Below are 24,464 nucleotides of genomic sequence, written 5' to 3' on the forward strand. Positions count from 1 at the left end.
CCACGACCCATACCGCAAGCCTGACCCCAACACCCCACTCACGTCAGGAGATCCGAGAAACAGCGCCTAGACCACGTCAAGGCACCCACCGCCGAACCGCACAAAAAGTCCCCATGGCTGGAAACCGCTGAACACCCCGAACGCGTCACGCTGACGGGCCTGTTCGCATCAGGTCACTGGATGCGATCAATCCTCGGTGAGGATCTCCTCGTCGTCGCCCGGGCCATCGCCGAATTCCACCGCCGCTTCCCGCTGCAAGCGCCCCCAGGCTCGGCGACGAGGCGTACACCTTCACAGCCACGACTCGGCCCGGGAGTGCGGCTCGACGCTGATCACGGTACGGCGGGGCGCGTCCGTGGTGGCGGTGCTGTCGACGGCCGCCCACGACTACGGCCCCACACTGTCAAGAACCTGGCAGCGCGGGTGACAGCCGCAGTGGGCACCCCGGCGAAAGGGCAGCGGGACCACGTGGGCGGGAGAGCCTCGCGAGGACTCGACCGACACTCGCGCCGGTCAAGATCACGGATCCCCCAAGGGAATCGAAAGTTCTGGGTATCCTTCGGTTCATCTGGGGGCGGTGTGCGACGGGGGATCAATGCACACGTCGCTCAGCAACTGCGGCGGTAGCCGCACACATTGACAGCAGCAGACCGTACAAGGGGTGGGGACCGTTATGTCCGACAAGTCGCGCAAGCCTGCGCACCGTCTCTCGAAGAGAAACCGCTACATCGGCTGGGGCGTGGCCGGTGTGGCCGTCGCCGCGACGGGTGGCCTGATCGCGCAGAGCGCATCTGCCGCACCGGCATGGCCGGCACAGAAGACGTTCACCGGTCTCGCCTTCGACACCTGCGCGGCTCCTTCCGCCGCTGCGATGAAGGCGTGGAAGCCCGGTCCCTACGGGGCGGCCGCCGTCTACGTCGGAGGGAAGAACCGTGGTTGTTCCCAGCCGAACCTGACCGCGTCCTGGGTGAAGACGGTCACCGCCCAGGGCTGGAAACTGATCCCCCTCTACGTGGGTGCTCAGCCGGCCTGCCAGACCGGCAAGAGCCCCGAGAAGATGACCGTCGCCAATGCCTCCTCGCTCGGTGCCTCCGACGGTGCGGACGCGGTGGCCAAGGCCGCCGCGCTCGGCATGAAGCAGGGCAGCGCGATCTACCTGGACATGGAGCCGTACGACATCAAGAACACGTCGTGCAACAACGCGGTCCTCGCCTACGTCCGCGCCTTCACCAAAACCCTGCGCGCCAAGACATACCGCGCCGGCTACTACGGCTTCAGCACCACCAGCGCCCACGCCGTCGCCACCGCCGCCAACCGCACCGACCTGCCGGGCAACCTCTGGTACGCGAAGTGGGACAACGCCAACACGACAACCAGCGACTGGCCCTGGGCGAGCAAGCTCTACACCGACCACAGCCGCGGCCACCAGTTCATGGTCAACAGCAAGGAAACCCGCGGCGGTTACACCATCACCGTCGACCGCGACGCGTGGGACGCCCCGGTCGCCATCACCGGCTGACCCAGCCACAGAGCGGGGGCGGCTGCACTTGTACCGCCTCCGTTTGTGAGTCGCTCCGCCATGAAGCCTCTGGCCTTCGGGTCCGGTATGACTTCACCCTCCTGTTGATGATGATTCGGAGGTGGTGTCACCGGGCCCGGAAGCATTGACGGAGACGGACCGCTGACGCGGTGTTTGAGCTGTGGCTTCATTCGAGCCGAAAGTGCTCTCCGTACAGCCCGAACGCGACGTCCGATGCGACCAGTCGTATGCGGATGGACGCGACCGGCTGTCGGCCTCATCGTTGCCGGCCACTGCTATCCGCCGCACCGGTGCCAGGCACAGGCGATCAGTCGTCTGCGGAGTGGGCGTCGGCGAGGAGTTGCGCCGTGAGTTCTATGCAACGCATCCGGGCCGGAGAGAAGTCGTAGGGCATTTTGGTGATCGCTCCGAAGGCGCTCATCTGTGGGTCTTCTTCTCCTTTCAGGTCGGCGTCGTAAATCTCGAAGAGCTTCTCCTCGGCCGCATCCAGTCCAGCAGCCGTGATGGCCCGCTCCAGGGCCGTTTGTTGGGCGTATCGCTGAACGGCGAGTTCTTCGACGCGTGGGTCGTGGGGATCGGTGCCGTGGTCGAGAGCGGCCTCGGCGGCATCGAGACGGTCGTCCTCCGCCCTCAGGTCGGGGTGCGTGGCCAGCACGATGAACACGCTGGCTTGGACGGCGGCGCCCAGCGGGCCGAAGATCCGTTCCGTGACCAGCAGGGCGTCCAGGTCGGAGCGGCGCAAGGCACCCGGGGGCAGGTGGCTGAGCCGGTCGGTGACCAGTTCGGCGAGCAACCCCAGAGGGCTGCCCACTGCCTGCAAGCGGTGAACAGCCGCTCGCTGACGTTTGATTTCGGCTTCCCGCGCCGCCAGGGCTTCCTCCAGCCTGCTCAGGATCTCCTCGATGTCCCGGGCCTCGGCGAAGGTGGCCCGCATATCGTCCAGGCTGATCCCGACCTCTGCCATCTTGCGGATCCACAGCAGGCGGATCATGTCGTCGTAGCCGTAACGGCGTCGGCCGTCTCCGCCTCGCTCCGGCTCCGGCAGCAGGCCGATCGCGTGGTAGTGACGGATGGCACGTGGGGTGGTCCCGGCGAATGCGGCCGCATCACCGATCTTGACCTGGCGGGGAGGCGTGACGGAGGGATACATCGGACAGAGCCTTTCGTGCTGTGGTGTCTCGACCACACCACATGCCGCTACGGCAGGTGCAACAACACCGTCCCAGTACCCGAGCCCTGCTGAGATCGATGTCCGCCTCATCACGTACGACACAAACCCGTCCACGCACCACTCCCCCGCGCCGCGCAGCATCTTGGCTTGAAGTACGCCAGAACCGGAGTCTGTTCTTCTGCGGGCGGCAGCAGCCGCAGGGGCCGGTTGCTGCCTGCGCCTGTGCGCTTTCGGGCAGGGCAGGCACGGGCGGTGTGGCGGAATTGGCCGCTCCGGCCGGTTCCGTAACAGGTCGTCGCCATCCGCTGGTTGCGTCGCCCCGTGGCGCAGCCCGACGCGTTGCCCGTCGGGGCGCGCGGCCGCGTGTCGTGAGATGAGTGGCTGATTACCGCCCTATGAACGTGGTCGGGATTCAGCCGCTTACAGTCTGCGGGAAGAGCTGCTTACTCAAGCGCGCCTCAAGCCGTGAATGCACCGCAAAGTCGAACGGGTTGCTCGCGGTCTGGGATGTTTCACCTACGAGGGACAGAAGGAAACCAGTGTCAAGCGCTATATCGAATTCTGGTGCAGCCAGAGGGATATCTCGTCGATCGATCCTCCGGGTGGGCGCGGGAATTACCGCCGCCACGGCCTTCACGACCGTGGTGCCCGAAGTTTTCGCGCCGGCCGAAGCGGTGGCGGACGAGACTCTCAGCTACGACGCCATCGTCATCGGCGCCGGATACGCTGGTATCACCGCAGCACGGGACCTTCGCCTCAAGGGTCTGCGTGTGCTGATCCTGGAAGCCCGCGACCGCATCGGCGGGCGCACCTGGACCACAACCCTCGCCGGGCACCAGATCGAGATGGGCGGCACCTGGGTCGAGTCCACCCAGCCGCACGTCGCCGCGGAACTCAAGCGGTACGGCATCGCTCTGGTCGCGGACCAGGACCCGGAACGCACCTTCTTTCCCACGCCGAGCGGGCCGGCCCAGTTCTCTCCCACCGAGGGGTTCGGGCTGCTGGGGAATTCGTACGAGCGGATTTTTGAAGGGTCCAAGCAGTACTTCGAGCGCCCCTTCGAGCCTCTGTACCGGGCGGACCTGCTCAAGGACCTGGACAAGCTCTCCTTGCGGGACCGGCTCAACCAGATGAAGCTGACCCCCGCGCAGGAACTGATGGTGAACGGCCAGACCTCCGTGTACTCGGGTGGTTCCAGCGCCAGTGGCGCGCTGACGATGCTGGCCCAGTGGTGGGCCCTCTCCGGCTGGAACAACGACGGCTGGAACGAGACGACGAAGTACCGCATGACCACCGGGACCGTCGGCCTCCTGAACGCCATGCTGAACGAAACCAAGCCGACTGTCCGGCTGAACTCGCCGGTGTCACAGGTGGCACAGACCAAAACGGGTTACCACGTCACGACGCGCGCGGGAGCGAGCTTCGACGCGCCGGCTCTCGTCGTCGCCGTACCCGTCAACGTGTGGCAGACGATCAAATTCAGCCCGGCGCTCCCGGCTGCCCAAACCGCTGCGACGAGTCAGGGCATCGGCGTCAAGACCGGGACCAAGCTGTGGATCCACGCGAGCAGCCCGCAGGGCCGTTTCTACGCCCAGGGTGCCGAAAACGGTTCACCGATCTCCATGCTGCTGCCCGACAAGCCGACTCCGCAGGGAAACCTGTACATCGCCTTCAGCACCAACCCCACGTTCAACCCCGACGACAAGGTCCAGGTCGCCAACGCCGTCAAGCAGCTCGGTGCCGACATGCAGATCTTCGACATCAAGGCACAGCGCTGGGGAAGTGACGAGTTCTCCCGCGGGGGGTGGGCGTTCAGGAAGCCCGGCCAGTTGACCGGTCTGTACCCCGACGTCCAGGCGCCGAAGGGGCGGCTCGCGTTCGCCAGCGGTGACATCGCCAACGGCTGGAGCGGTTACATCGACGGCGCGATCGAGTCGGGTGCCCGGGCAGCCAAGGATGTCCTGCTGCAGATCTGACGGGGACACTTCTCCTGGCACGAGTCGTCTCCGAACCATGCCGCCGCCGCTGCTGCCGCGGCCGTGTTCGGGCCCCGGTGACGCCGGCGGAAGTCAGAAATGGCGCGGACCCGTGACGGGTCCGCGCCGCTGTGCGTGTGGCCGCGGCCGCCGGCACGCATGACGGGCCGGTATGCATGACGGGACGCGTCAACGCCCCCGACGCGGCGACACGTCGTGTCCGCGCCGGGGGCGTTGTCCCAACCGCCGTGTCGCGACCTGCCCGCGGTACGGCACACGCCCCGTCCGACCCCCGTGTTCTTCGAGGGCCGGACGGGGCGTGCGCGGGGCAGGGCGTCGCTTACAGGTAGTCGTTGTCCGGCTCAAGACCGAGCAGCACGCGTCCGTGCACTTCGAAGCCGCTGAGCGGGTTCATCAGGCCGTGCAGGTAGAGGCCCTGAATGTCGCGGTAGGCGCGCTGGAAGGCAGAGGACCGCGCGATGACGGAGGCGCTGCTGATGGCGTGCAGCGTGTCCACGGCCTCCTTGGTCACCTGCACGGCATAGGCCATCTGGCCGCGCATCGCGGCCTTTTCCGCCAGCGGGAGCTGCACACCGTCGTCGGCCGCCCGCTGCATGCGCGTCACCCAAGCGGTGGTGAGCGCCTCAGCCGCAGCGATCTTGTTCGCAGCGAGGCCGATCTGGGTCTGGGTGTACGGGTGCCGGCTCTGGTCGCTCCAGTGTGTGTACGCGACGGCCTTGCCCGGCACCCGCTCCACCGTGAGTTCGAGCGCGGCGCGGGCCAGCCCCACGAACACCGGGACCGACAGGGCCAGCACATAGGCGGTGAGGCCGTAATTCCTGCCGTTGGCACCGGAGTTGGAGCGCTCGACGAGGCCTTCGAGCACCTCGATCCCGTCCACGACGCGGTGGGCCGGGACGAAGAGGTCCTTCACTGTCGTGGTGAAGCTGCCCGTGCCGGCGGCGGACGTGACATCCCAGTCGTCGGCGATCTCGACGTCCGACGCCGGGACCATGGCGAACACCTCGCGGTGCTCGCCGTCCTCGGACGGCAGCATCGCCGCGTAGATGTTCCAGTCCGCGCCCCGAATGCCCGTGTTGAAGCGCCAGCTACCGCTGAGCACATAACCGCCGTCCACCTCGACGGCGGTGCCGGTGGGTGTGAAGCCGCCGGAGATCCGTACCGAGCCGGTGGCGAAGATCTCCTCCTGCGCCTTGTCCGGGTACTGGGTCGCGATCCAGGTGCTGGACACCCAGGCACAGGCGACCCACCCGGTCGAACCACAGCCGCGCCCGATCTCGGCGATGATGTCGACCTGGTCGGCAACGGGGAGGTCGAGTCCGCCGAACCGGCGAGGGACCGCGATCCGGAAGACGTCGGCCTTCTCCAGGAGATCGACGTTCTCGTCCAGTATCCAGCCGCGCTCCTCGCTCTCCAAGCCGTTCAGCCGCAGTGTGGGAGCGATCTCCTTCACTGCGCTCAGCACGGACGTGGTCTCAAGCCCGACCTCGGTCATTAGGCCTCCTCGACAAGTCTTCATTATTTCCCTGGCGAACCTGCGATGACGCTAGCAGGGGAAAGGGGAGTTTCCTTGTTCGGCTACCCACGGACCGGTAACCGAGGCTTTACCCAGAAAGAAATGACCTGGCAGTTACCTGCCCAATTCACGAGCACGCAAGGCGATTACTTATTGAAATCCGCAGGTGTTTTCCGCGCGACTCCGCGTGTAACGGGAAAGGCCGACCGCGGGTGTCGGGCCGTGCGCACCGCGCGTCCTACCGAAGGTTGCGCGCGTTCCGCGCTTCGCCTGGGCATCGATGCGGGACGTGCAAAGGTGTCGGCCCCGGAGATTCATCTCCTCCGGGGCCGACACCTTCGCCATGGTCCCTCAGGGAAGAGCGAGGGCCTGCCGTCTACTTCGCCGCGTTCTTGAACTGTTCGAACATCGCGGCGTAACTCGACTTGCCTTCACCGGCGGCCACCGCACGGTCGGTAACGGCCTTGACGAACTCAGGCAGTTCGGAGCTGATGCCCTTGGCCTTGCTCTCGTGAATGAGGTGGATCATCGTCGCAAGGTGGGTGTCGATGGTGGCGTCGTGGGCGGTGAAGTCACCCTGGTCGATCTGGCCCGCATAGGCGCTGACGAAGTTGGTGACCGCTCCGATCCAGTTGTTGGCGAACGGGGCGAACGTGGAGGCGTCCACACCGGCCGTGCCCACCAGGGCCGCACCGTGCAGGAAGCTGTTCAGCACACCCCACATGATGCCGAGCAGCGCCACGTCGTACAGCGAAGCCAGCTGGTAGTCGGTGCCCAGGTGGGTGGCGCCGCCGAGCGCCTTCAGCGCCGACTCGTGTGCGTCGTACGCCTCCTTCGAGCCGCCGTAGAGCAGGGTCGCGTGCTCGGTACCGATCACCGGCGGGATCGCCATGATCGCGCCGTCCAGGTACTGGGCGTCGTGCTCGAGAACCCACTCGGCGGTCTCACGAGCGCCCTCGGAGTGGCCGGAGGTGAGGTTGACAAGGGTCTTGCCGGCGAGGTCGCCGGACACCGAGTCCAGGAGCGACCGCACGACGTCGTAATCCGTCACACACAGCACGATCAGAGGGCTCGCCTCGATCGCCTCCTTGAGCGAGGGAGCGAGAGTGGCTCCCTCACCGACCAGACCGGCGGCCTTGTCACTCGACCGGTTCCACACAGTGGTGGCGTGGCCTGCCTTGAGGAAGGCTCCGGCCAGCGCCTGGCCCATGAGACCGAGACCAACGACCGTGACCGGGGTGTGATTTGCAACCGCCATCAAAAAATTCCATTTCTAGAGAGAAACCGGGCAACGCACCTGTTTGGTGCGCCGTTCCCGCATCGGCCCTGCGCATCCACGGAGACCGTCGACACCGTTCTGCGACGGAGTCCCGCAGAGGCCCACCAACAGGCTCTACGGCCAGATACTTATTGACAAGTACGAACTTTTCAGTAACCAGTTACCAATTGGTAAGTAATCCCGCTCGCAGCGCTGCCCGTGCGTCGCCCGGCGGGGAGACCGCGACCGAAGGAATCCGGTCACCGGGCAACGGGGTCAAGTGGCCGTAGTGGCAGCACAGTTGCCGAAGCGGGGAGTGCCCACTCACGCGTATGCCGTAACGTCGTGCCCGTCACCAGCCGCGTGGTCGGGCGCAGTTCGGCTCTCCACGACCGGTCCGGAAAACGATCGCTCAGCCACGCGATGATCGCGCACCACCCAGGGAGTCGAAGATGCCGAGAGGGCCCTACATCTGCGGGCTGGACGCAGCCATGGACATCGTCGGGGGCAAATGGAAAGCCCTGATTCTGTGGGAGCTCAAGGACCAGCCCCGCCGATTCGGCCAGTTACGCCAGTCGCTGACCGGGATCAGCGAGAAGATGCTGATCCAGCGCCTTCGCGAACTGGAGGCCGACGAGATCGTCTACCGGAAGGTCTACGCCCACGTACCCCCCAAGGTGGAGTACGGGCTCACCGAAGCGGGCACCGCGCTGCATCGGGCTCTGTTGCCACTGGCCCACTGGGGTGAGCGTCGCATGGAGGCACTCGATGAGCAGACGGCCGGGCATCTCACGGTCGTCGACGACCCGAGCCCGTCGCCGTGGGCCGCGCGGAGCGCCTGACCCCGTCGCGGACACAAGGGCCGGACACCCTGCTGTCCCGCCCATGACGTGATGAGCGCCGACACCAACAGGCGCAGAAGGCCTGGCCCGCACGACGGTGCCCGGGCCGGGAGTCGTGTCGAGAGCCGAAGTGGTCGGGCCGGCGAACCCGGCTCGAACGGGCTCTCTCGACTGCCCGCCAACACTGCCCGAACCACACGCAACTGGGCCCGCTCCGCGGCCCCTTGGTGCCTCGACGTGAAGTGATCACCCTGCGTGTGCCGAGCACCGGATGTTCATTATCGTGGTGCTCATGACCCCTACACCCACCGCGCAGGACGTTCGGCGCATTGCCCTCTCCCTTCCCGAGACCGTGGAGAAGGAGGCCTGGAGCATGCCCACCTTCCGGGTGTCCGGGAAGATGTTCATCACCGTTCCCGATGAGCAGACCTCGTTCGCCGTGCGCTGCCCCCGCCATGAGCGGGCCGAACTGATCGCGGCCGAACCGGAGAAGTTCTGGGTGCCCGCCCACGAGGCAGGGTCGAACTGGGTACGCGTACGCCTTGCCGCACTGGAAGGGCTGGACGAGCTCCGCGACGTCCTGGAGGACTCCTGGCGCCAAGCCGCCCCCGAGCCACTGCTCGAAGCCCACCCGGAACTCGGCCCCGGCCAGGATGCCGTTTCCGCTTGAGGCCCGGGCACCGGGCCCTCGGGCACCGGTCGCGGCCGGGGCCCGAGAACACATGCGGGGCCAGGGCCACATGCGGGACCGTGGCCACATGCGGGGGCCGGGGTCCCACCCTCGCCCGTCCCTCAAGAGGGAGGGCCATTTGACGCGGACGCCCTATCCGCCCACCGCCGGCTCCTCGTCTGCCCGCGCCGTTCTGCCCAGCGCGCGAATCAGGTCGGCGGGACGTGAGCCGCCGCCCTGGAATCCGCCGCCCTCCAGCACGACGAGTGCCGCACACTCCATGAGCAGCGTGCGGACCAGCGTCTCGTGTCGGGAGGACAGCTCGTCCGTTCGTCCTCGAACCAGCAGTGGCGCGGTCGGGCCACCCGGTGTCAGCGAGTCCATGAGCATCCGGCGGCCTCGACGCAACAGGGCGGATCTCAGCGTCACATCCCGCTTCTCCTCGGGAGCCAGCACGGCTGGAAGGGCCGTCCCAAACGACGCCATCACCCTGGCCACGAACGGGTCGGGCAATTCCTGGGCGCTTCGTGTCGGCTCCGAGGGTGGCAACGTGCGCAGGGATCTCGCCCTCGCCAGACCGTCGTTGAGCGCTTCGACGAACCTGGGCCCGACGATCGATTCCCAGAGGATGTGTTCCGACGGAGTGTCGGTGTCCGTGGTCATGCCGTTCTCCTCACCCGGAACTCTCGCCGTCAGCTGCTGACGGGATGGACCTGCTGGAAGACACCGTTGAAGAAGAGCAGCCCCGCCCTGTCGGCGGAGACACCGGAGTTGACCACTTCGCCGAGGAATATCGAGTGGTCGTTGGCGTCGTGGTGCTCCGACAGCTCGCATTCGAGCCAGGCCAGTGCGCCGTGCAGCAGCGGGGCGCCGGTGATCGCTCCGGGCCGCCAGTCGAGTCCGCTGAACTGTTCGGGGCCGAGCGGCCTCTTCTTGTCGGCGAAGTGACGTGCCAGTGCTTCCTGTTCGGCCCCCAGTACGGAGATTCCGAAGCGGCCCGCAGACAGGACCGACTTATGCATGACGGCACTGTGGGAAACACAGCACAAAACCTTCGGCGGGTCCAGGGACACCGAACTGAAAGCGTTGGCCGTCATTCCGTGGATGTGCTCACCACCCACGCTCAGGACGATGACTCCGGTCGCGAAGCGGGACATCGCCTCGCGTAACGTGGCGGGGGTCATGGAGATCGAATCTGCGGCTTCTTGCGTGGATACAGAACTCATGGAAAGCAATATAGGCTTCTGGATTCTTCAGCCACTCATCACGGAGTAACTTCTCCTGCCCAGAGCAATCAGTGCAGGTCAGGGCCACTCATAGGTCCGTTCCCGCGTGAAGCCCACAGGCGCCGGGCGGGAAACAGGCCCACCGTCTCGCCGCGGACCGGGACGGCGCACTCCGGGTCGGCACCGATGTCGCCGGGCGCAGCTCCCGCATCAAAACGGCAAGGCCTATGCCTTTGGCCGGTGGCAGGGCCACCGGCCAAAGGGAACGTCATCCCGGGTCATTTAGAACCGGGTTGATGTGGAATTACCGTCCGGCTCTCACTCCCGGTCGTCAAGGAGCGCGAACAGCTCCTCGTCGCTCGCCGTTTCCAGGTCCGTGTCCGCCACGGTTCCGCCGGCGATGCCGAGGCCGGAGTCGCCGGCCGGATCGGTCAGCAACAGCAGTTCACGCAACTTCGTCGCCACCAGCGCCCTCGACTCCTCGTGCCCGATGATCGACCGGATCGTGGGCAGCACCCGGTCCAGCTCGGCCAGCACCGGTTCGGCCACCGGCCCCTGCTCGTCCACCAGCCGTTCCAGCAGGTGGTGGGCGACGGCCGTGGGATTGGGATAGTCGAAGACGAGGGTCGTGGGCAGTCGCAGACCGGTGATGGAGTTGAGCTGGTTGCGGAGCTCGACCGCGGTCAGCGAGTCGAAGCCCGCTTCCTGGAACGGCCGGTCCGCTTCGACCGCGTTCGAACCGGAGTGGCCCAGCACCCCGGCCACCTGGGCGCGCACCATGTCCACCACCGCCTTCTCGCGCTCGGCCGGGGGCAGCGCGACCATCTGCCGGCCCCATCCCGCGCCGCCGTCCGTGCCCGTGGCGGAACCCGCTGTCCGGCGCCGGGTGGCCGCCGGGACCAGACCCCGGAGGATCGGGAGCACCTGGTCACCCTGGCGACGCAGCACTCCGGTGTCGAGATACGTCGCGGCCAGCACGGGCTGTCCGGTGACCAAGGACCGGTCGAACAGCTCCATCCCTCTGTCCGCCGGCAGTGCGACGAGCCCCAGCCGGGCCAGTCGCCGCAGGTCCGTCTCGTTCAACTGCCCACTGATCGTGCTCGATTGCGACCACAGGCCCCACGCCAGAGAGGTACCCGGCAGGCCCAGCGCACGGCGATGATGGGCCAGCGCGTCGAGGAAGGTGTTGCCGGCCGCATAGTTCGCCTGCCCCGCGTTGCCGATGAGTCCGGCGATCGACGAATACATCACGAACGCGGTCAGGGGCTGACTTCGCGTCAGTTCGTGCAGGTTCCATGCCGCGTCGATCTTCGGCTGGGCCACCGCGTCCAGCCGGTCCGGCGTCAGTTCGCCGAACACGGCGTCGTCCAGGACGCCCGCGGTGTGCACGACCGCACGCACCTGGGACCCGGCCAGCACCCGGGCCAACGCCTCCCGGTCGGTCACGTCGCAGGCCGCGAAGTCCACCTGGGCCCCGAGGCCGGTCAACTCCCGCTCCAACTCGGCCGCCCCCGGCGCGTCGCCTCCGCGCCGGCTCAGCAACAGCAGACTCCTGGCGCCGTGCTCCACCACGAGATGGCGTGCCAGTACGCCACCCAGGACGCCCGTCGCACCCGTGATCAAGACCGTGCCCTGGTCCCAGCGGGGGGCTTCGGCATCCACGGCCTGCCGCACCCGCCCCAGGCGCGGAACCAGCAACTTGCCGTCGCGCACGGCGACTTGAGGCTCGGCCAGTCCGAGCACGGCAGGCAGGTGGGTCTCGCCGTCCTGGTCGAGGTCGACCAGGACGACGCGTCCCGGGTTCTCGGTCTGCGCCACGCGCAGCAGGCCCCACACACCGGCGTGCACCAGGTCGGGAACGTCCTCGTCCGCCGTCGTCGCGACGGCCCCCCGCGTCACCACGACCAGCCGGGCGTGCGCGAGCCGCTCGTCCGCCAGGAACTCCTGCACCCGGCCCAGGACCCGGCACAACTCCACCCGGGCCAGCCCTGCGACACCGGCGCCGTTGAGCTCACCACCAGCGCCCTGCGACATCAGCGACCAGAGCACCGTGTCCGCGCCGCTTCGAGCGACACCGTCCAAGCCGGGGTACGACGGTACGGAAGCGACGGGAGCGACCGAGAGAGCCGCCCAACTCGACATGTCCACGGGCTCGGCCGGGACTGTCACCTCGGCCCACTCGACCGGGAACAGACCGCTCTGGCCCGATTGGGCGGCACCCCGCACGGCGTCCCGCGACAACGGACGCAGCGCCAGCGATTCCACCGACGCCACCGGCACCCCCGCGGCGTCGGTCACCAGGAGCGACACGTCCAGGGTCTCCGCCGAGGGGTCCGAAAGCGTCAACCGGACCCGTAGCGCCGACGCACCCATCGCGTGCAACCGCACGCCCGACCAGGAGAACGGAAGGCGCGCCGTCCCGGTCTCGGACGTCACCCCCGGCAGCAGCGGATGCAGTGCGGCGTCCAGCAGGGCGGGGTGCAGGAGGAACCGGCCCGCGTCGGCGCCCGGCTCCTCGGGCAGCACGACCTCGGCGAAGACCACGCCGTCGCCGTGCCACACCCGGCGCAGCCCCTGGAACGCGGGCCCGTAGGCGTAGTCCTGCTCCGCCAGACGCTCGTAGGCGCCCGCCAGGTCGACTTCGACCGCGTCCGTGGGCGGCCACGCAGCCAGACCGGTGCCGACATCCGTCGCGGTGCCCATCTCGTCGGAGGCCAGGGTTCCATGGGCATTGCTCACCCACTCGCCGTCGCCGGTGCGCGAGTGGACCTCGACCGTGCGCCGCCCGCCGTCGGACGCGCCCACGGCCACCTGTATCTGTACGTCTCCCCTCTCGGGCAGCACCAGGGGCGCGGCCAGGGTCAGTTCATCGATCCGCTCGGTGCCGAGCTGCTCGCCGGCCCGGGCCACCATCTCCAGCAGCCCGGTCGCGGGCAACAGGACCGTTCCTGCCACGGCGTGGTCCGCCAGCCAGGCGTGGGTGCGCAGGGACAGGCGCCCCGTGAAGAGGAACTCGTCCCGAGCCGCGATGCCGACGGCCGCGCCCAGCAACGGGTGGTGCAACGCGTTCAGACCGAGCCCGTCGGCGTCGGCCGTCGGCAGCGGTGTATCGAGCCAGTAGCGCTGCTGCTGGAAGGCGTAGGTGGGCAGCGGTACGCGTCGGGCGCCGGGGAACACCTTTGCCCAGTCCGGGCCGGTGCCGCGCATGTGCAGCGATGCGAGGACACCCAGAGCGGTCTCGGCCTCGGGCCTGTTGCGGCGCAGCGCGGGGGCCGCCGTTGCGGCCTGCCCCTGAAGGGACTGCTGCACCATGGCGGTGAGCACACCGTCGGGTCCCAGCTCCACGAACTCTGTCGTGCCGTGCTCTTCCAGGTACCGCAATCCGTCGTGGAACCGGACCGCCTGACGGATGTGCCGGGCCCAGTAGTCCGGGGAGGTGAGCTCCTCGTCGGTGGCCGGCCTGCCGGTGAGGTTGGACACGACGGGAATGCTCGGGGCGCGCAGCGTCAGTCGTGCCACGGCCGCACGGAACTCCTCCAGCACCGTGTCCATGTGCGGGGAATGGAAGGCGTGGCTGACGCCGAGTCGCTTGGCACGTACTCCCTCGGCCCGCCAGGCGTCGGTGAGCCGTTCGACGACGAGGGCGTCTCCGGAGATCACTACGGCGCGCGGGCCGTTGACCGCCGCGACGGCGACCCGGTCGCCGTCCTCGCCCAGCGCGGCGAGCGCGTCGCGCACCTCTTCCTCGCCGGCCTCGATCGCGGCCATGGCGCCGCCCTCGGGCGCGGCCTCCATCAGACGGCCCCGTTCTGCGACCAGGTGACAGGCATCGACCAGGTCGAGGACTCCGGCGACGTGGGCCGCGGCGACCTCGCCGATGGAGTGCCCCATGACGAGGTCCGGCGTCACACCGTGGTGCTCGAACCAGCGGTACAGCGCGACCTCGACGGCGAACAGCGCGGCCTGGGTGAAGACCGTCCGGTCGAGCAGGGCGGCTTCCGCCGATCCCGCCGCGGCGAAGAGCACGTCCTTGAGGGGCCGGGGCAGAGCGGGGTCGAGGTGCTTGCACACGTCGTCCAGCGCGCGGGCGAACGCGGGCGCGGACTCGTACAGTTCACGCCCCATGCCGACGCGCTGGCTGCCCTGTCCGGTGAACAGGAAGGCGGTCTTGCCCGTTCCGTCGCGGTGCCCACGCTGGATGGACGGCGCCGAGCCGCCGCGGGCCAGGGCATCGAGCCCGTCGCGGAGTGCGTCGGCGTCGCCGACGACGGCCGCGCTGTGATTCAGAACGGCTCGCCCCACGGCCAGTGAGTAGCCGATGTCGGCGGGCGTGAGATCGGGGTTCTCGCCGATGTGCGCCTGCAGCCGCGCGGCCTGGGCGGACAGGGCGTCCTCCGTGCGGGCCGACACGATCCAGGCGCTGGCAGCCGGTGCGGAGACGGCCGGCGGATCGGTCGGCCGTGAAGCGGTGGTCCCGGACTCCTCGATGATGACGTGCGCGTTGGTCCCGCTGATCCCGAAGGAGGAGATGCCCGCGCGGCGGGGCCGGTCGGCGGTGAGCCACTGCTGGGGCTCGGTCAGCAGCGAGATCGCCCCGGCATCCCAGTCGACGTGCCGGGAGGGCTCGTCGACATGGAGGGTCCTCGGCAGGACGCCGTGGTCCATGGCCTGGATCATCTTGATGATGCCGCCCACGCCGGCTGCCGCCTGGGAGTGGCCGATGTTCGACTTGAGGGAACCGAGCCACAACGGAGCGCCGTCATCGGGGCGTTCCTGGCCGTAGGTGTTCAGGAGCGCCTGGGCCTCGATCGGGTCGCCCAGTGTCGTACCGGTGCCGTGCGCCTCGACCGCGTCCACGTCGGCCGCGTTCAGCCCGGCGTTCGCGAGCGCCTGGCGGATGACCCGTTCCTGCGAAGGGCCGTTGGGCGCGGTGAGACCGTTGCTCGCGCCGTCCTGGTTGATGGCGGTGCCGCGGACCACCGCGAGGACGTCGTGGCCGTTGCGCCTGGCGTCCGAGAGCCGTTCGACGAGGAGCAGGCCGACACCTTCGGACCAGCCGGTGCCGTCGGCCGACTCGGCGAACGCCTTGCAACGCCCGTCGGACGACAGGCCGCGCTGCCGTGAGAACTCCACGAACGTCGTCGGCTGCGACATGACCGTCACGCCGCCTGCCAGGGCGAGGTCGCATTCCCCGGTGCGCAGCGCGTTCACCGCGAGGTGCAGGGCCACGAGCGAGGACGAGCACGCGGTGTCGACCGTGACGGCGGGCCCTTCGAGGCCGTAGGTGTAGGCCACCCGGCCGGACAGGACGCTGGACAGGTTCCCGGCGAGCAGGAATCCCTCGAATTCGCCGGGTGCGGCCGCGATGTGGGCCGGATAGTCGTCGTACATGGCTCCCGCGAAGACGGCGGTGGCGCTGCCGCGGAGCGTGGCGGGGTCGATGCCCGCGCTCTCGAAGGTCTCCCAGGCGGTCTCCAGCAGGAGCCGCTGCTGCGGGTCGACGGCGGTCGCCTCCCGTGGGGCCATGCCGAAGAACGCGGAGTCGAAGAGGCCGGCGTCGTGGAGGAATCCGCCGTGCCGCGTGTAACTCGTGCCGGCGTTCTCCGGGTCGGGGTCGTAGAGCCCTTCGAGGTCCCAGCCCCGGTTCGAGGGGAACTCGCTGACGGCGTCCACACCGTCGGCGACCAGCCGCCACAGATCGGCGGGCGATGCCACGCCGCCGGGATAGCGGCACGCCATGCCCACGATGGCGATGGGTTCGTCGGTGCCCGTCCTGCCTCGCCGCGCCACGACCTGCGGCGTCTTGCGTTCGCCCGCTTCTTCCGCTGTCCGGCCCAGCAGGTACTCGGCCACCGCGGCCGGCGCCGGGTGGTCGAACACCAGCGTGCTGGGCAGCCGCAGTCCGGTGGCCTGTTGGAGCTGGTTGCGCAGCGCGACACCGCTCATCGAGTCGAATCCGATGTCGCTGAACGACCGGTCCGGCGTGATGGAGGAGGCCGTGGCGTGGCCGAGTACGGCGGCGACGTGGCCGCGTACGAGATCGAGCACCGCTTCCTTGCGCTGCGCCTCGGGCAGGGCGGCGATGTGCCGCGTCCAGTCCGATGCGCGGGCGCCCTCCGCCCCGCGCTTCGCGACCCGGCGGATGCGGGTGGGGACGAGGTCGCGCAGGATCGGGTGCGGCTCGTCGGCGATCCGGGACGGTTCGAGCGGCACCGGGACCAGCAGGGCGGCGTCCGTGGACAGCGCCTGATCGAAGAGGGCAAGACCCTGGGCCGGAGTGAGGGGCGGCATGCCGGCCCGTTCCCAGCGTGCCAGGGCGGCCGCGCCGAGGGTGCTGCCCATCCCCTGGGTGCCGTCCCACAGACCCCAGGCGAGGGAGGTGGCGGGCAGGCCGTGGGCACGGCGGTGCTGGGCGAGCGCGTCCAGATAGGTGTTGGCGGCCGCGTAGTTCGCCTGTCCCGCGGTGCCGATGAGCCCGGAGACCGAGGAGAAGAGCACGAACGCCCGTAGGTCGAGGGTGCGGGTGAGATCGTGGAGGTGGCGAGCGGCGTCCGCCTTCGGCCGCATCACGGTGGCCAGGCGTTCGGGTGTCAGCGACAGTGTGGTGGCGTCGTCGAGGACACCGGCGGTGTGCATCACTGCGGTCAGGGGATGGGCCGTGTCCACGGTGGCGAGCAGCGCGGACACCTCCGCGGCGACCGAGACGTCGGCCGCCTCGATCCGGACGGTGGCACCCGCCTCCGTCAGCTCGGCGGCCAGTTCCCGGGCTCCCGGCGCTTCAACACCGCGCCTGCTGGTCAACAGCAGGTGCCGGACGCCGTGTTCGGTGACCAGGTGCCTGGCCAGGAGCGCGCCGAGACCCCCGAGGCCGCCGGTGATGAGGACGGTGCCGTCGCGATCGAGTTCCGGCAGGCTGTCGTTCGCGTCCGGGAGGACGGCGCGTGCGAGCCTGGGAGCCCTCAACTCCCCTTTTCGAACGGCGATTTGGGGCTCCCCCGTGGCCATCGCGGCGGTCAGCGGATGCCGGTGGTCACCGGCGGAGGCGGCGCCTGTCGCGTCGCTGTCGAGGTCGACCAGAACCAGGCGGTCCGGGTGCTCGGACTGCACCGACCGCACCAGGCCCCACACCGGGGCGGCCGCGAGGTCGGTGACGTCCTCGTCGGACGTGGTCGCGATCGCACCGGATGTCACCACCACCATGCGGCAGTCGGCGAACCGTTCGTCGGCGAGGAACTCCTGAACGAGCCCCAGCACGCGTACGGCAGGCGCGTGCGCGTCGCCGTCGGACGGGCGGTGGTGCCTCACGACGATCACATCGGCCGCGCCGACGGCGGACAGGTCGTCTCCGGCCTCGGCCCAGGTGGGCCCGGTATCCGGTTGGGCCCCGCCGACGGCCGTCCAGTTGACCTGGTAGAGCGCGTCGGCCGCCTTCCAGGTGGGGGCCACCAGCTTGTTCCGTGCGACGGGGCGCAGGGTCAGGGATTCCACATCGGCCACGGGCGCGCCCGTGCCGTCCGCCAGGCTCAGGCTGACCGTGTGGGTGCCGGTGGGACGGATACGAACGCGCAGCGCGGTGGCGCCGACGGCGTGCAGGTATACGCCGGACCAGGCGAACGGCAGCAGGATGCTGTCCCCCGGGCCCGCCGCGCCGGCGTCGAGGACCACCGGATGCAGAGCCGCGTCGAGCAGGGCCGGGTGCAGTCCGAAGCGCGCGGCTGTTTCCGCCGCGCCCGCGGGCAGTCGCACCTCGGCGTAGACATCGGTGCCGTCGCGCCAGATCGCCTCGACCCCTTGGAAGGCCGGGCCGTATGCGTAGCCGAGGGCCGCCAGCCGTGCGTACAGGTCGTCCACCGGTTCCGCTGTCGCGCCGACGGGCGGCCACGGCACGGACTGCCCGGAGCGTTCGGCCGCGGGGGCCGACGAGGTGAGGGTGCCCGAGGTGTGGCGGGTCCATCGGCGGGTGTGGTCGGTCTCGCCATCGGGGCCGGCGTGGATGGTGAAGGGGCGGCCTCCGGTGCCGTCCGGGGCTCCCACGGCGACCTGGACCCGTACCGCTTCGCCCGCCGGGAGGGTGAGCGGTGCCTCAAGGGTGAGATCGTCGACGTACGGCACGCCGAGGTGGCTGCCGGCGGCGACCGCCAGCTCCAGGAACGCGGTGGCGGGCAGCAGCATCGTCCCGGCAATGGCGTGGTCGACGAGCCAGGGGTGGCTGTTCAGCGAGATGCGGCTGGTCAGGACGGCGTCCTCACGCCCCGCCAGCTCGACCGCAGCGGTGAGCAACGGGTGGTCCGCGGTGTCGAGTCCGAGGCTGCGCACGTCGGCCGGTGGCTGCGGGGCCAGCCAGTACAGCTCTCGTTGGAAGGCGTACGTGGGGAGGTCCACCGGGGTGGCGCCGGGGCAGAACGTGGCCCCGTCCAGAGGCGCTCCGGCCGTGTGGGCGCGGGCGAGGGCCCGGGAGACGGTGTGGCGTTCGGGGTGACCGTGACGCATCAGCGCGACGGCGGTGACGTCTTCGAGGGCGCCCTGGGTCAGGGCGGTGAGGACGCCGTCGGGGCCGACCTCGACGAAGACGGTGGCGCCTTGACGGTGAAGCTCCTCGACCGCGTCCAGGAAGCGGACGGTGGCCCGGATCTGACCCGTCCAGTATTCGGCCGACGTGAGTTCCTCCGCGGTGGCGGTCCGGCCGGTCACGGTCGACACGATGGGAATCGTGGGCGGGTGGAACCGCACCGTGGCCGCGATCTCCCGGAACCGTGCCAGGACGCCGTCCATGTGGGGCGAGTGGAAGGCGTGGCTCACCTGGAGGCGGGTGGTTCTCCGCCCCCGCTCGCGCCAGTCGGCGGCGATGCCGGTGACGACGGACTCATCGCCGGAGACGATGACGGAACGCGGGCCGTTGACCGCGGCGATGCCCACCGATTCCTCAAGCCCGGCCAGCGCATGCCGGACCTCTTCCTCGGTTCCCTGTAGGGCGACCATGGCGCCGTCGGCCGGAGCCGACTGCATCAGCCCGGCCCGGGCGGCGACGAGGGTCGCGGCGTCCCTCAGTGAGAACACACCGGCCACATGCGCGGCGGCGAGTTCTCCGATCGAGTGCCCGGCGAGGAGGTCCGGGGTCATGCCGTGGTGCGCCGACAACCGGTAGAGGGCGACCTCGACGGCGAACAGCGCGGGCTGCGTGTAGCTGGTGCGGTGCAGCAGTTCGGCGGCGTCGTCGTCGGGCCCCGCGAACATGACGTCGCGCAGTGGATGTTCCAACAGGCCGTCGAAGGCGTCGAAGACGGCGTCGAGGGCGGTCGCGAAGACGGGGTGTGAGCCGTACAGTTCCCGGCCCATGCCGAGGTGCTGGGCGCCCTGCCCGGTGAAGAGGAAGGCGGTGCGGCCCGCCGCGGCGGTACCCCTGATCACGTTCTGGGTCTGCTCGTGGCCGTCGGCCAGCGCTTCGAGCGAGGCGAGACGATCCTCGACGGTGTCGCCGAGGACGACAGCCCGTTCCTCGAAGGCGGTCCTGGTAGCCGCGAGCGACCAGCCGACGGAGGCGACGTCCGCCGTCTCGCCGAGGTGGGCGCGCAGCCTTCCGGCCTGGGCACGCAGCGCCGTCTCGTCTCGGGCGGAAAGGATCCAGGGCACATCGAGGCCCCCGTCGGCCGCCTCGGGCGCGGCATCACCGAGGACGACCGCGGCGGCTGCCGGGCCGGCCGCGGACGGGTGCGCGGTAGGCGCCGCAGTCGTGGCTTCGGCAGGGTCCGCGGCGGGGGCCTCGGGCGCCGGGAGCGCGGCCCCGTCCTTGGCCGGGTCGTGCTCGATGACTACGTGGGCGTTGGTTCCGCTGATCCCGAACGAGGAGATCGCGGCGCGCCGCGTGCTTCCCTCTCCGGGCCACGCCCGTGCCTCGGTGAGGAGTTCGACGGCGCCGGCGGACCAGTCCACGTGGGGGGTGGGGCGCTCGACGTGGAGTGTTCTGGGCAGTACGCCGTGGCGCATCGCCTGGACCATCTTGATGATGCCGCCGACGCCGGCGGCCGCCTGGGCGTGACCGATGTTGGACTTGAGCGACCCGAGGTACACCGGCTCCCGGCCCTCGCGCCCGCTGCCGTAGGTGGCCATGAGGGCCTCGGCCTCGATGGGGTCGCCGAGCCGGGTGCCGGTGCCGTGCGCCTCCACGGCGTCGACGTCCGCCGGCGTGAGCCGGGAGTCGGCCAGCGCCTCGCGGATCACCCGCTGTTGGGCGAGGCCGCTGGGTGCCGTGAGGCCGTTGCTGGCGCCGTCCTGGTTGACGGCGGAGCCGCGAATGACCGCGAGCACCTGGTGCCCGTTGCGGCGCGCGTCCGACAGCCGCTCGACGAGCAGCAGCCCGACGCCTTCGGACCAGCCGGTTCCGTCGGCGGACTCGGCGAACGACTTGCAGCGGCCGTCGGGGGCCAGCCCCCGCTGGCGCGAGAACTCCACGAACATGCCGGGCGACGACATCACGGCCGCGCCGCCGGCCAGTGCGAGATCGGTCTCGCCCGCGCGCAGCGAGCGCATGGCCAGGTGCAGGGCCACCAGTGAGGACGAGCAGGCGGTGTCGGCGGTGACCGCGGGGCCCACGAGGCCGAGTTGGTAGGCGATCCGGCCCGACATGACGCTGGTCGTGCTGCCGGTCAGCACATTGCCCTGGACGGCCTGCGGTGCGTCCTGCATCCGGGGCCCGTACTCCAGCGAGGTGGCTCCGACGAACACGCCGGTACGGCTGCCGCGCAGCGACTCGGGCAGCAGTCCGGCCCGCTCCACGGCCTCCCAGGAGGTTTCGAGGAGCAGCCGCTGCTGGGGGTCCATGCCGAGCGCCTCGCGCGGCGAGATTCCGAAGAACGCCGCGTCGAACTCGCCGGCGTCATGCAGGAATCCACCGTGCCGAACGGTGCTTGCGCCCTGCCGGTCGGAGTCCGGGTCGTACAGGTCGTCAGGCCAGCCGCGGGCCGTGGGGAACGAGGACACGGCGTCGCGTTCCTCGGACACCAGGCGCCACAGATCCTCGGGCGATGCCACACCGCCGGGGAATCGGCACGCCATGGAGATGATGGCGATCGGCTCGCCGTCGTCCGCCCGGGCGAACCCGGATCGGGCGGCCGGGGCGCCGGCCCCCATCAGCTCGGTCTCGATGAATGCGGTCAGTGCCTGCGGGGTCGGGTGGTCGAAGAGGAGTCCGGTGGGCAGGCGAAGTCCGGTGGTCCGCGCGAGCCCCGCGCGCAGCTCGGTGGTCATCAGCGAGGTGAAGCCGAGTTCCCTGAAGGGCGTCCGCGGATCGATGTGGTCGTCCGACGCGTACTCAAGGACCGCGGCGATGTGCTCGGTCACCAACTCGGTTACCGCGTGCTGCCGTTCACGATCGGAGAGGCCGGCCAGTCGGGCGCCGAGTTCCCCGTGCGGGTCCAGGGGGGCCGCTTCGTCGACGGCCGGTGTCTCCGCGTGGTGCACGCGGGGCTCGCTCGGCGTCGTGGGGCGCGCGGCGGCGTCGAACCAGTACCGCTTGCGTTGGAAGGCGTAGGTGGGCAGGTCGACACGGCGCGCGCCCGATCCGTCGAAGAGGGCCGGCCAGTCGACCTCGCCGCCGCGGACGGACAGGGTCGCGAGCGCGGTGAGGGCGCTGAGCGGCTCGGAGCGGTCGCGTCGCAGCAGGGGGATAGCCTCGCCGTGGTCCGGGTCCTCGAAGGAATCACGGGCGAGCGCCGTCAACACCCCGTCGGGGCCGGCTTCGAGCAGGGTGGTGACTCCCCGGGCTTCCAGGAAGCGCACTCCGTCCTGGAAGCGGACGGTGCGGCGGATGTGCAGGGCCCAGTAGTCGGGAGACGTCAGTTCCGCCGTGGTGGCCAGTGTTCCCGTGACGTTGGAGACGATCGGAATGCGCGGCGGGTGGAAGGCCAACCCCTCGATCGCGGTGCGGAAGTCGTCCAGCATGTCGTCCATGTGCCCGGAGTGGAAGGCGTGGCTGACCGCGAGCCGTGTGGTCTTGCGTCCCTGCTCGCGCAACTGAGCGGCCACGGCGTCGACCGCGTCGCGGTCCCCCGAGAGGACGGTGGACCGCGGCCCGTTCAGGCCCGCGATGGACACCCGGTCGCCGTGGCCGGCGAGCAGCGCGAGGACCTCGCCCTCGGTGGCCTGGACGGCGACCATGGTGCCGCCGGCGCGGGCCGACTGCATCAGGCGTGCGCGCGTGGCCACCAGGAAAGCCGCGTCGGCCAGGTCGAGGACCCCTGCGACGTGGGCCGCGGTGACCTCACCTATGGAGTGCCCGAGCAGGAAGTCCGGGCGTACACCCCAGGACTCCAGCAGCCGGTACAGGGCGACCTCGACGGCGAACAGCGCGGGCTGGGCGTTCAGCGTCTCGTCGAGGCCCTCGCCGTCGCGCACCGTTTCGGCCACCGGTCGGTCGAGGTGCGGGTCGAGCGCCGCGGTCACCTCGTCGAACGCCGCCGCGTAGGCGGGGAAGGTCTCGTACAGTTCGCGGCCCATGCCGGCGCGCTGGGCGCCCTGGCCGGTGAACAGGACCGCGAACGGGGCACGGTCCGCGGTGCCGGTGACGACGCCCGGCGCGGTGCGGCCGGACGCCAGCGCCGCCATCGCCTTGAGGAGACCGGGCCGGTCGGGGGCGAGGACGACGGCGCGGTGCCGGAACGCGGTGCGCGTGGTGGCCAGGGACCAGCCCACGTCCACCGGCGAGGGGCCCGCCTCGTCTCCCGCCCATGAGAGCAGCCGGTCGGCCTGGGCGCGCAGCGCCGCCGGGCTCGTACCCGACACCACCCACGGGAGCACGGCGGGAGCGCCGGACGCCTCGGGCGTCGTCGCGGCCGCCGCGGTCGGGGGGCCCTCGGTGATGACGACGTGGCAGTTGGTGCCGCCCATGCCGAAGGAACTCACACCTGCCACCAGCGGGCGGTCGGACCGCGGCCACTCGGTCAGCTCGCGCTGCACGGCGAGCCCCAACTCCCGCAGTGGGATGGCGGGGTTGGGCGTCTCGAAGTTCAGGCTCGGCGGCAGCAGCCGGTGGTGGACGCTCAGCAGCACCTTGAGGAGGCCTGCGATGCCCGCGGCGCCTTCCAGGTGCCCGATGTTGGTCTTCACCGACCCGACCCGCAGCAGGTCCTCGTCGCCGCGTCCGGCACCGAGCGCGCCACCCAGGGCACGCGCCTCGATGGGATCGCCCACCGGCGTACCCGTGCCGTGCAGTTCCACGTACTGCACGTCGCCGGTGTCCACACCGGCCCGCTCCCCGGCGGCACGCACCACCTGGGTCTGTGCGTCCTCGCTGGGCACGGTGAGACCGTCGGTCGCCCCGTCGTTGTTCACCGCGCTGCCGCGGATGACACCGTAGATCCGGTCGCCGTCATCGACCGCGGTCCGCAACGGCTTGAGGACGACGACCGCGCTGCCCTCTCCGGGCACGAAGCCGTTCGCCCGGGCGTCGAAGGTGTAGGTCACTCCGTCCGCCGAGAGCGCGCCGAAGCGCTCCTCGGTGACGGTGTTCTCCGCCAGGAGGTTGAGGTTGACCCCGGCGGCGATGGCGGCGGCGGACTCGCCGGTGCGCAGGCTTTCGCAGGCCAGGTGCACCGCGACGAGCGAGGACGACTGGGCGGCGTCCACCGTCATGCTCGGTCCGCGCAGCCCCAGGTGGTGCGAGACCCGGTTCGCGATGACGCCTCTGTTCAGACCGGTCATGGTGTGCTGGGTCAGTGCGTCGGTGCCGCGCTGGTAGACGAGGTTGGAGTAGTCGTCGCGCAGGGTGCCCACGAACACGGCGGTGTCGGTGCCGCGCAGGGACGCGGGGACGATGCCCGCGTCCTCAAGGGCCTCCCACGCCAGTTCCAGCACGATCCGCTGCTGAGGGTCCATGGCCGTCGCCTCACGCGGGGAGACGGCGAAGAAGGAGGCGTCGAAGTCACCCACGCCGTCGAGGAACCCACCCCGGCTGACCGCGGTCGGCTCCTGGGCTCCCCACCGGTCTGCGGGGACGTCCCCGATCGCGCTCGTCCCACCGGTCAGGAGCTTCCAGAAGGCCGCGGGGCTGTCCGATCCCGGAAGCCTGCACGACATACCGACGACGGCGACCGGCTCGTCCCGGTCGATGTGCGCATCGACAACCACCGGAGCATTGTCACTCATCATGAATTTCGACTGCCCTTTCATATCTGGCATTTCCTGGGGCCGGGCTCTTCTGCCGGGAACTTTCGACGCCGCTCGGAGTAATTAGTCGGTGGCTGATCGCCC

General features: G+C 69.9%; 10 protein-coding genes. 4 read left to right on the plus strand and 6 right to left on the minus strand.

The window, feature by feature from the left end; translation table 11 throughout:
• Positions 1–673: 673 nt before the first annotated feature.
• Positions 674–1,519: a glycoside hydrolase domain-containing protein gene (locus tag IE267_RS38220; protein WP_189766436.1), complete on the plus strand. Its 846-nt coding sequence runs from the start codon at positions 674–676 to the stop codon at positions 1,517–1,519.
• A gap of 328 nt (positions 1,520–1,847) precedes the next feature.
• Here IE267_RS38220 and IE267_RS38225 read toward each other — a convergent pair whose 3' ends face one another.
• Positions 1,848–2,690 (minus strand): MerR family transcriptional regulator, encoded by an 843-nt coding sequence (locus IE267_RS38225; RefSeq protein ID WP_189766437.1) that lies wholly within the window; start codon positions 2,688–2,690, stop codon positions 1,848–1,850.
• A 623-nt stretch (positions 2,691–3,313) separates the two neighbouring features.
• On the opposite strand from IE267_RS38225, the gene IE267_RS38230 reads away from it, so the two are divergent.
• Entirely contained in the window at positions 3,314–4,687 is a 1,374-nt protein-coding gene (locus tag IE267_RS38230) for a flavin monoamine oxidase family protein (RefSeq protein WP_229861661.1), read from the plus strand.
• 340 nt (positions 4,688–5,027) lie between these two features.
• Here IE267_RS38230 and IE267_RS38235 read toward each other — a convergent pair whose 3' ends face one another.
• Positions 5,028–6,203, minus strand: coding sequence for an acyl-CoA dehydrogenase family protein (locus IE267_RS38235; RefSeq protein ID WP_167151121.1), 1,176 nt, complete (start codon positions 6,201–6,203; stop codon positions 5,028–5,030).
• Between the two features lie 397 nt (positions 6,204–6,600).
• Positions 6,601–7,482 (minus strand): NAD(P)-dependent oxidoreductase, encoded by an 882-nt coding sequence (locus IE267_RS38240; protein ID WP_189766438.1) that lies wholly within the window; start codon positions 7,480–7,482, stop codon positions 6,601–6,603.
• Between the two features lie 452 nt (positions 7,483–7,934).
• Between IE267_RS38240 and IE267_RS38245 the strand changes: the two genes are divergently transcribed.
• Both IE267_RS38245 and IE267_RS38250 read left to right on the plus strand, forming a co-directional pair.
• The gene (locus tag IE267_RS38245; protein ID WP_161256058.1) at positions 7,935–8,324 is read left to right on the plus strand and encodes a winged helix-turn-helix transcriptional regulator; all 390 of its coding nucleotides are present in this window, start codon (positions 7,935–7,937) and stop codon (positions 8,322–8,324) included.
• A 292-nt stretch (positions 8,325–8,616) separates the two neighbouring features.
• Positions 8,617–8,994 carry an MmcQ/YjbR family DNA-binding protein gene (locus IE267_RS38250; protein ID WP_167151125.1) on the plus strand — a complete coding sequence of 126 codons (378 nt, stop codon included), beginning with the start codon at positions 8,617–8,619 and terminating at the stop codon, positions 8,992–8,994.
• A 153-nt stretch (positions 8,995–9,147) separates the two neighbouring features.
• Here the strand turns inward: IE267_RS38250 and IE267_RS38255 are convergent, their stop codons facing one another.
• From IE267_RS38255 to IE267_RS38265, 3 genes are all read right to left on the minus strand, one after another.
• A complete protein-coding gene (locus IE267_RS38255) occupies positions 9,148–9,657 on the minus strand; it encodes a hypothetical protein (RefSeq protein WP_189766439.1) in 510 nt (169 codons plus the stop codon).
• 29 nt (positions 9,658–9,686) lie between these two features.
• On the minus strand, positions 9,687–10,220 hold the full coding sequence (locus IE267_RS38260; protein WP_167151130.1) for a flavin reductase family protein: 534 nt from the start codon (positions 10,218–10,220) through the stop codon (positions 9,687–9,689).
• 318 nt (positions 10,221–10,538) lie between these two features.
• Positions 10,539–24,359 carry an SDR family NAD(P)-dependent oxidoreductase gene (locus tag IE267_RS38265; protein ID WP_373304649.1) on the minus strand — a complete coding sequence of 4,607 codons (13,821 nt, stop codon included), beginning with the start codon at positions 24,357–24,359 and terminating at the stop codon, positions 10,539–10,541.
• Positions 24,360–24,464 lie beyond the last annotated feature (105 nt).

Origin of the sequence: Streptomyces xanthochromogenes (assembly GCF_014650455.1) — a bacterium.
GTDB classification, from domain to species: Bacteria; Actinomycetota; Actinomycetes; order Streptomycetales; family Streptomycetaceae; genus Streptomyces; species Streptomyces xanthochromogenes.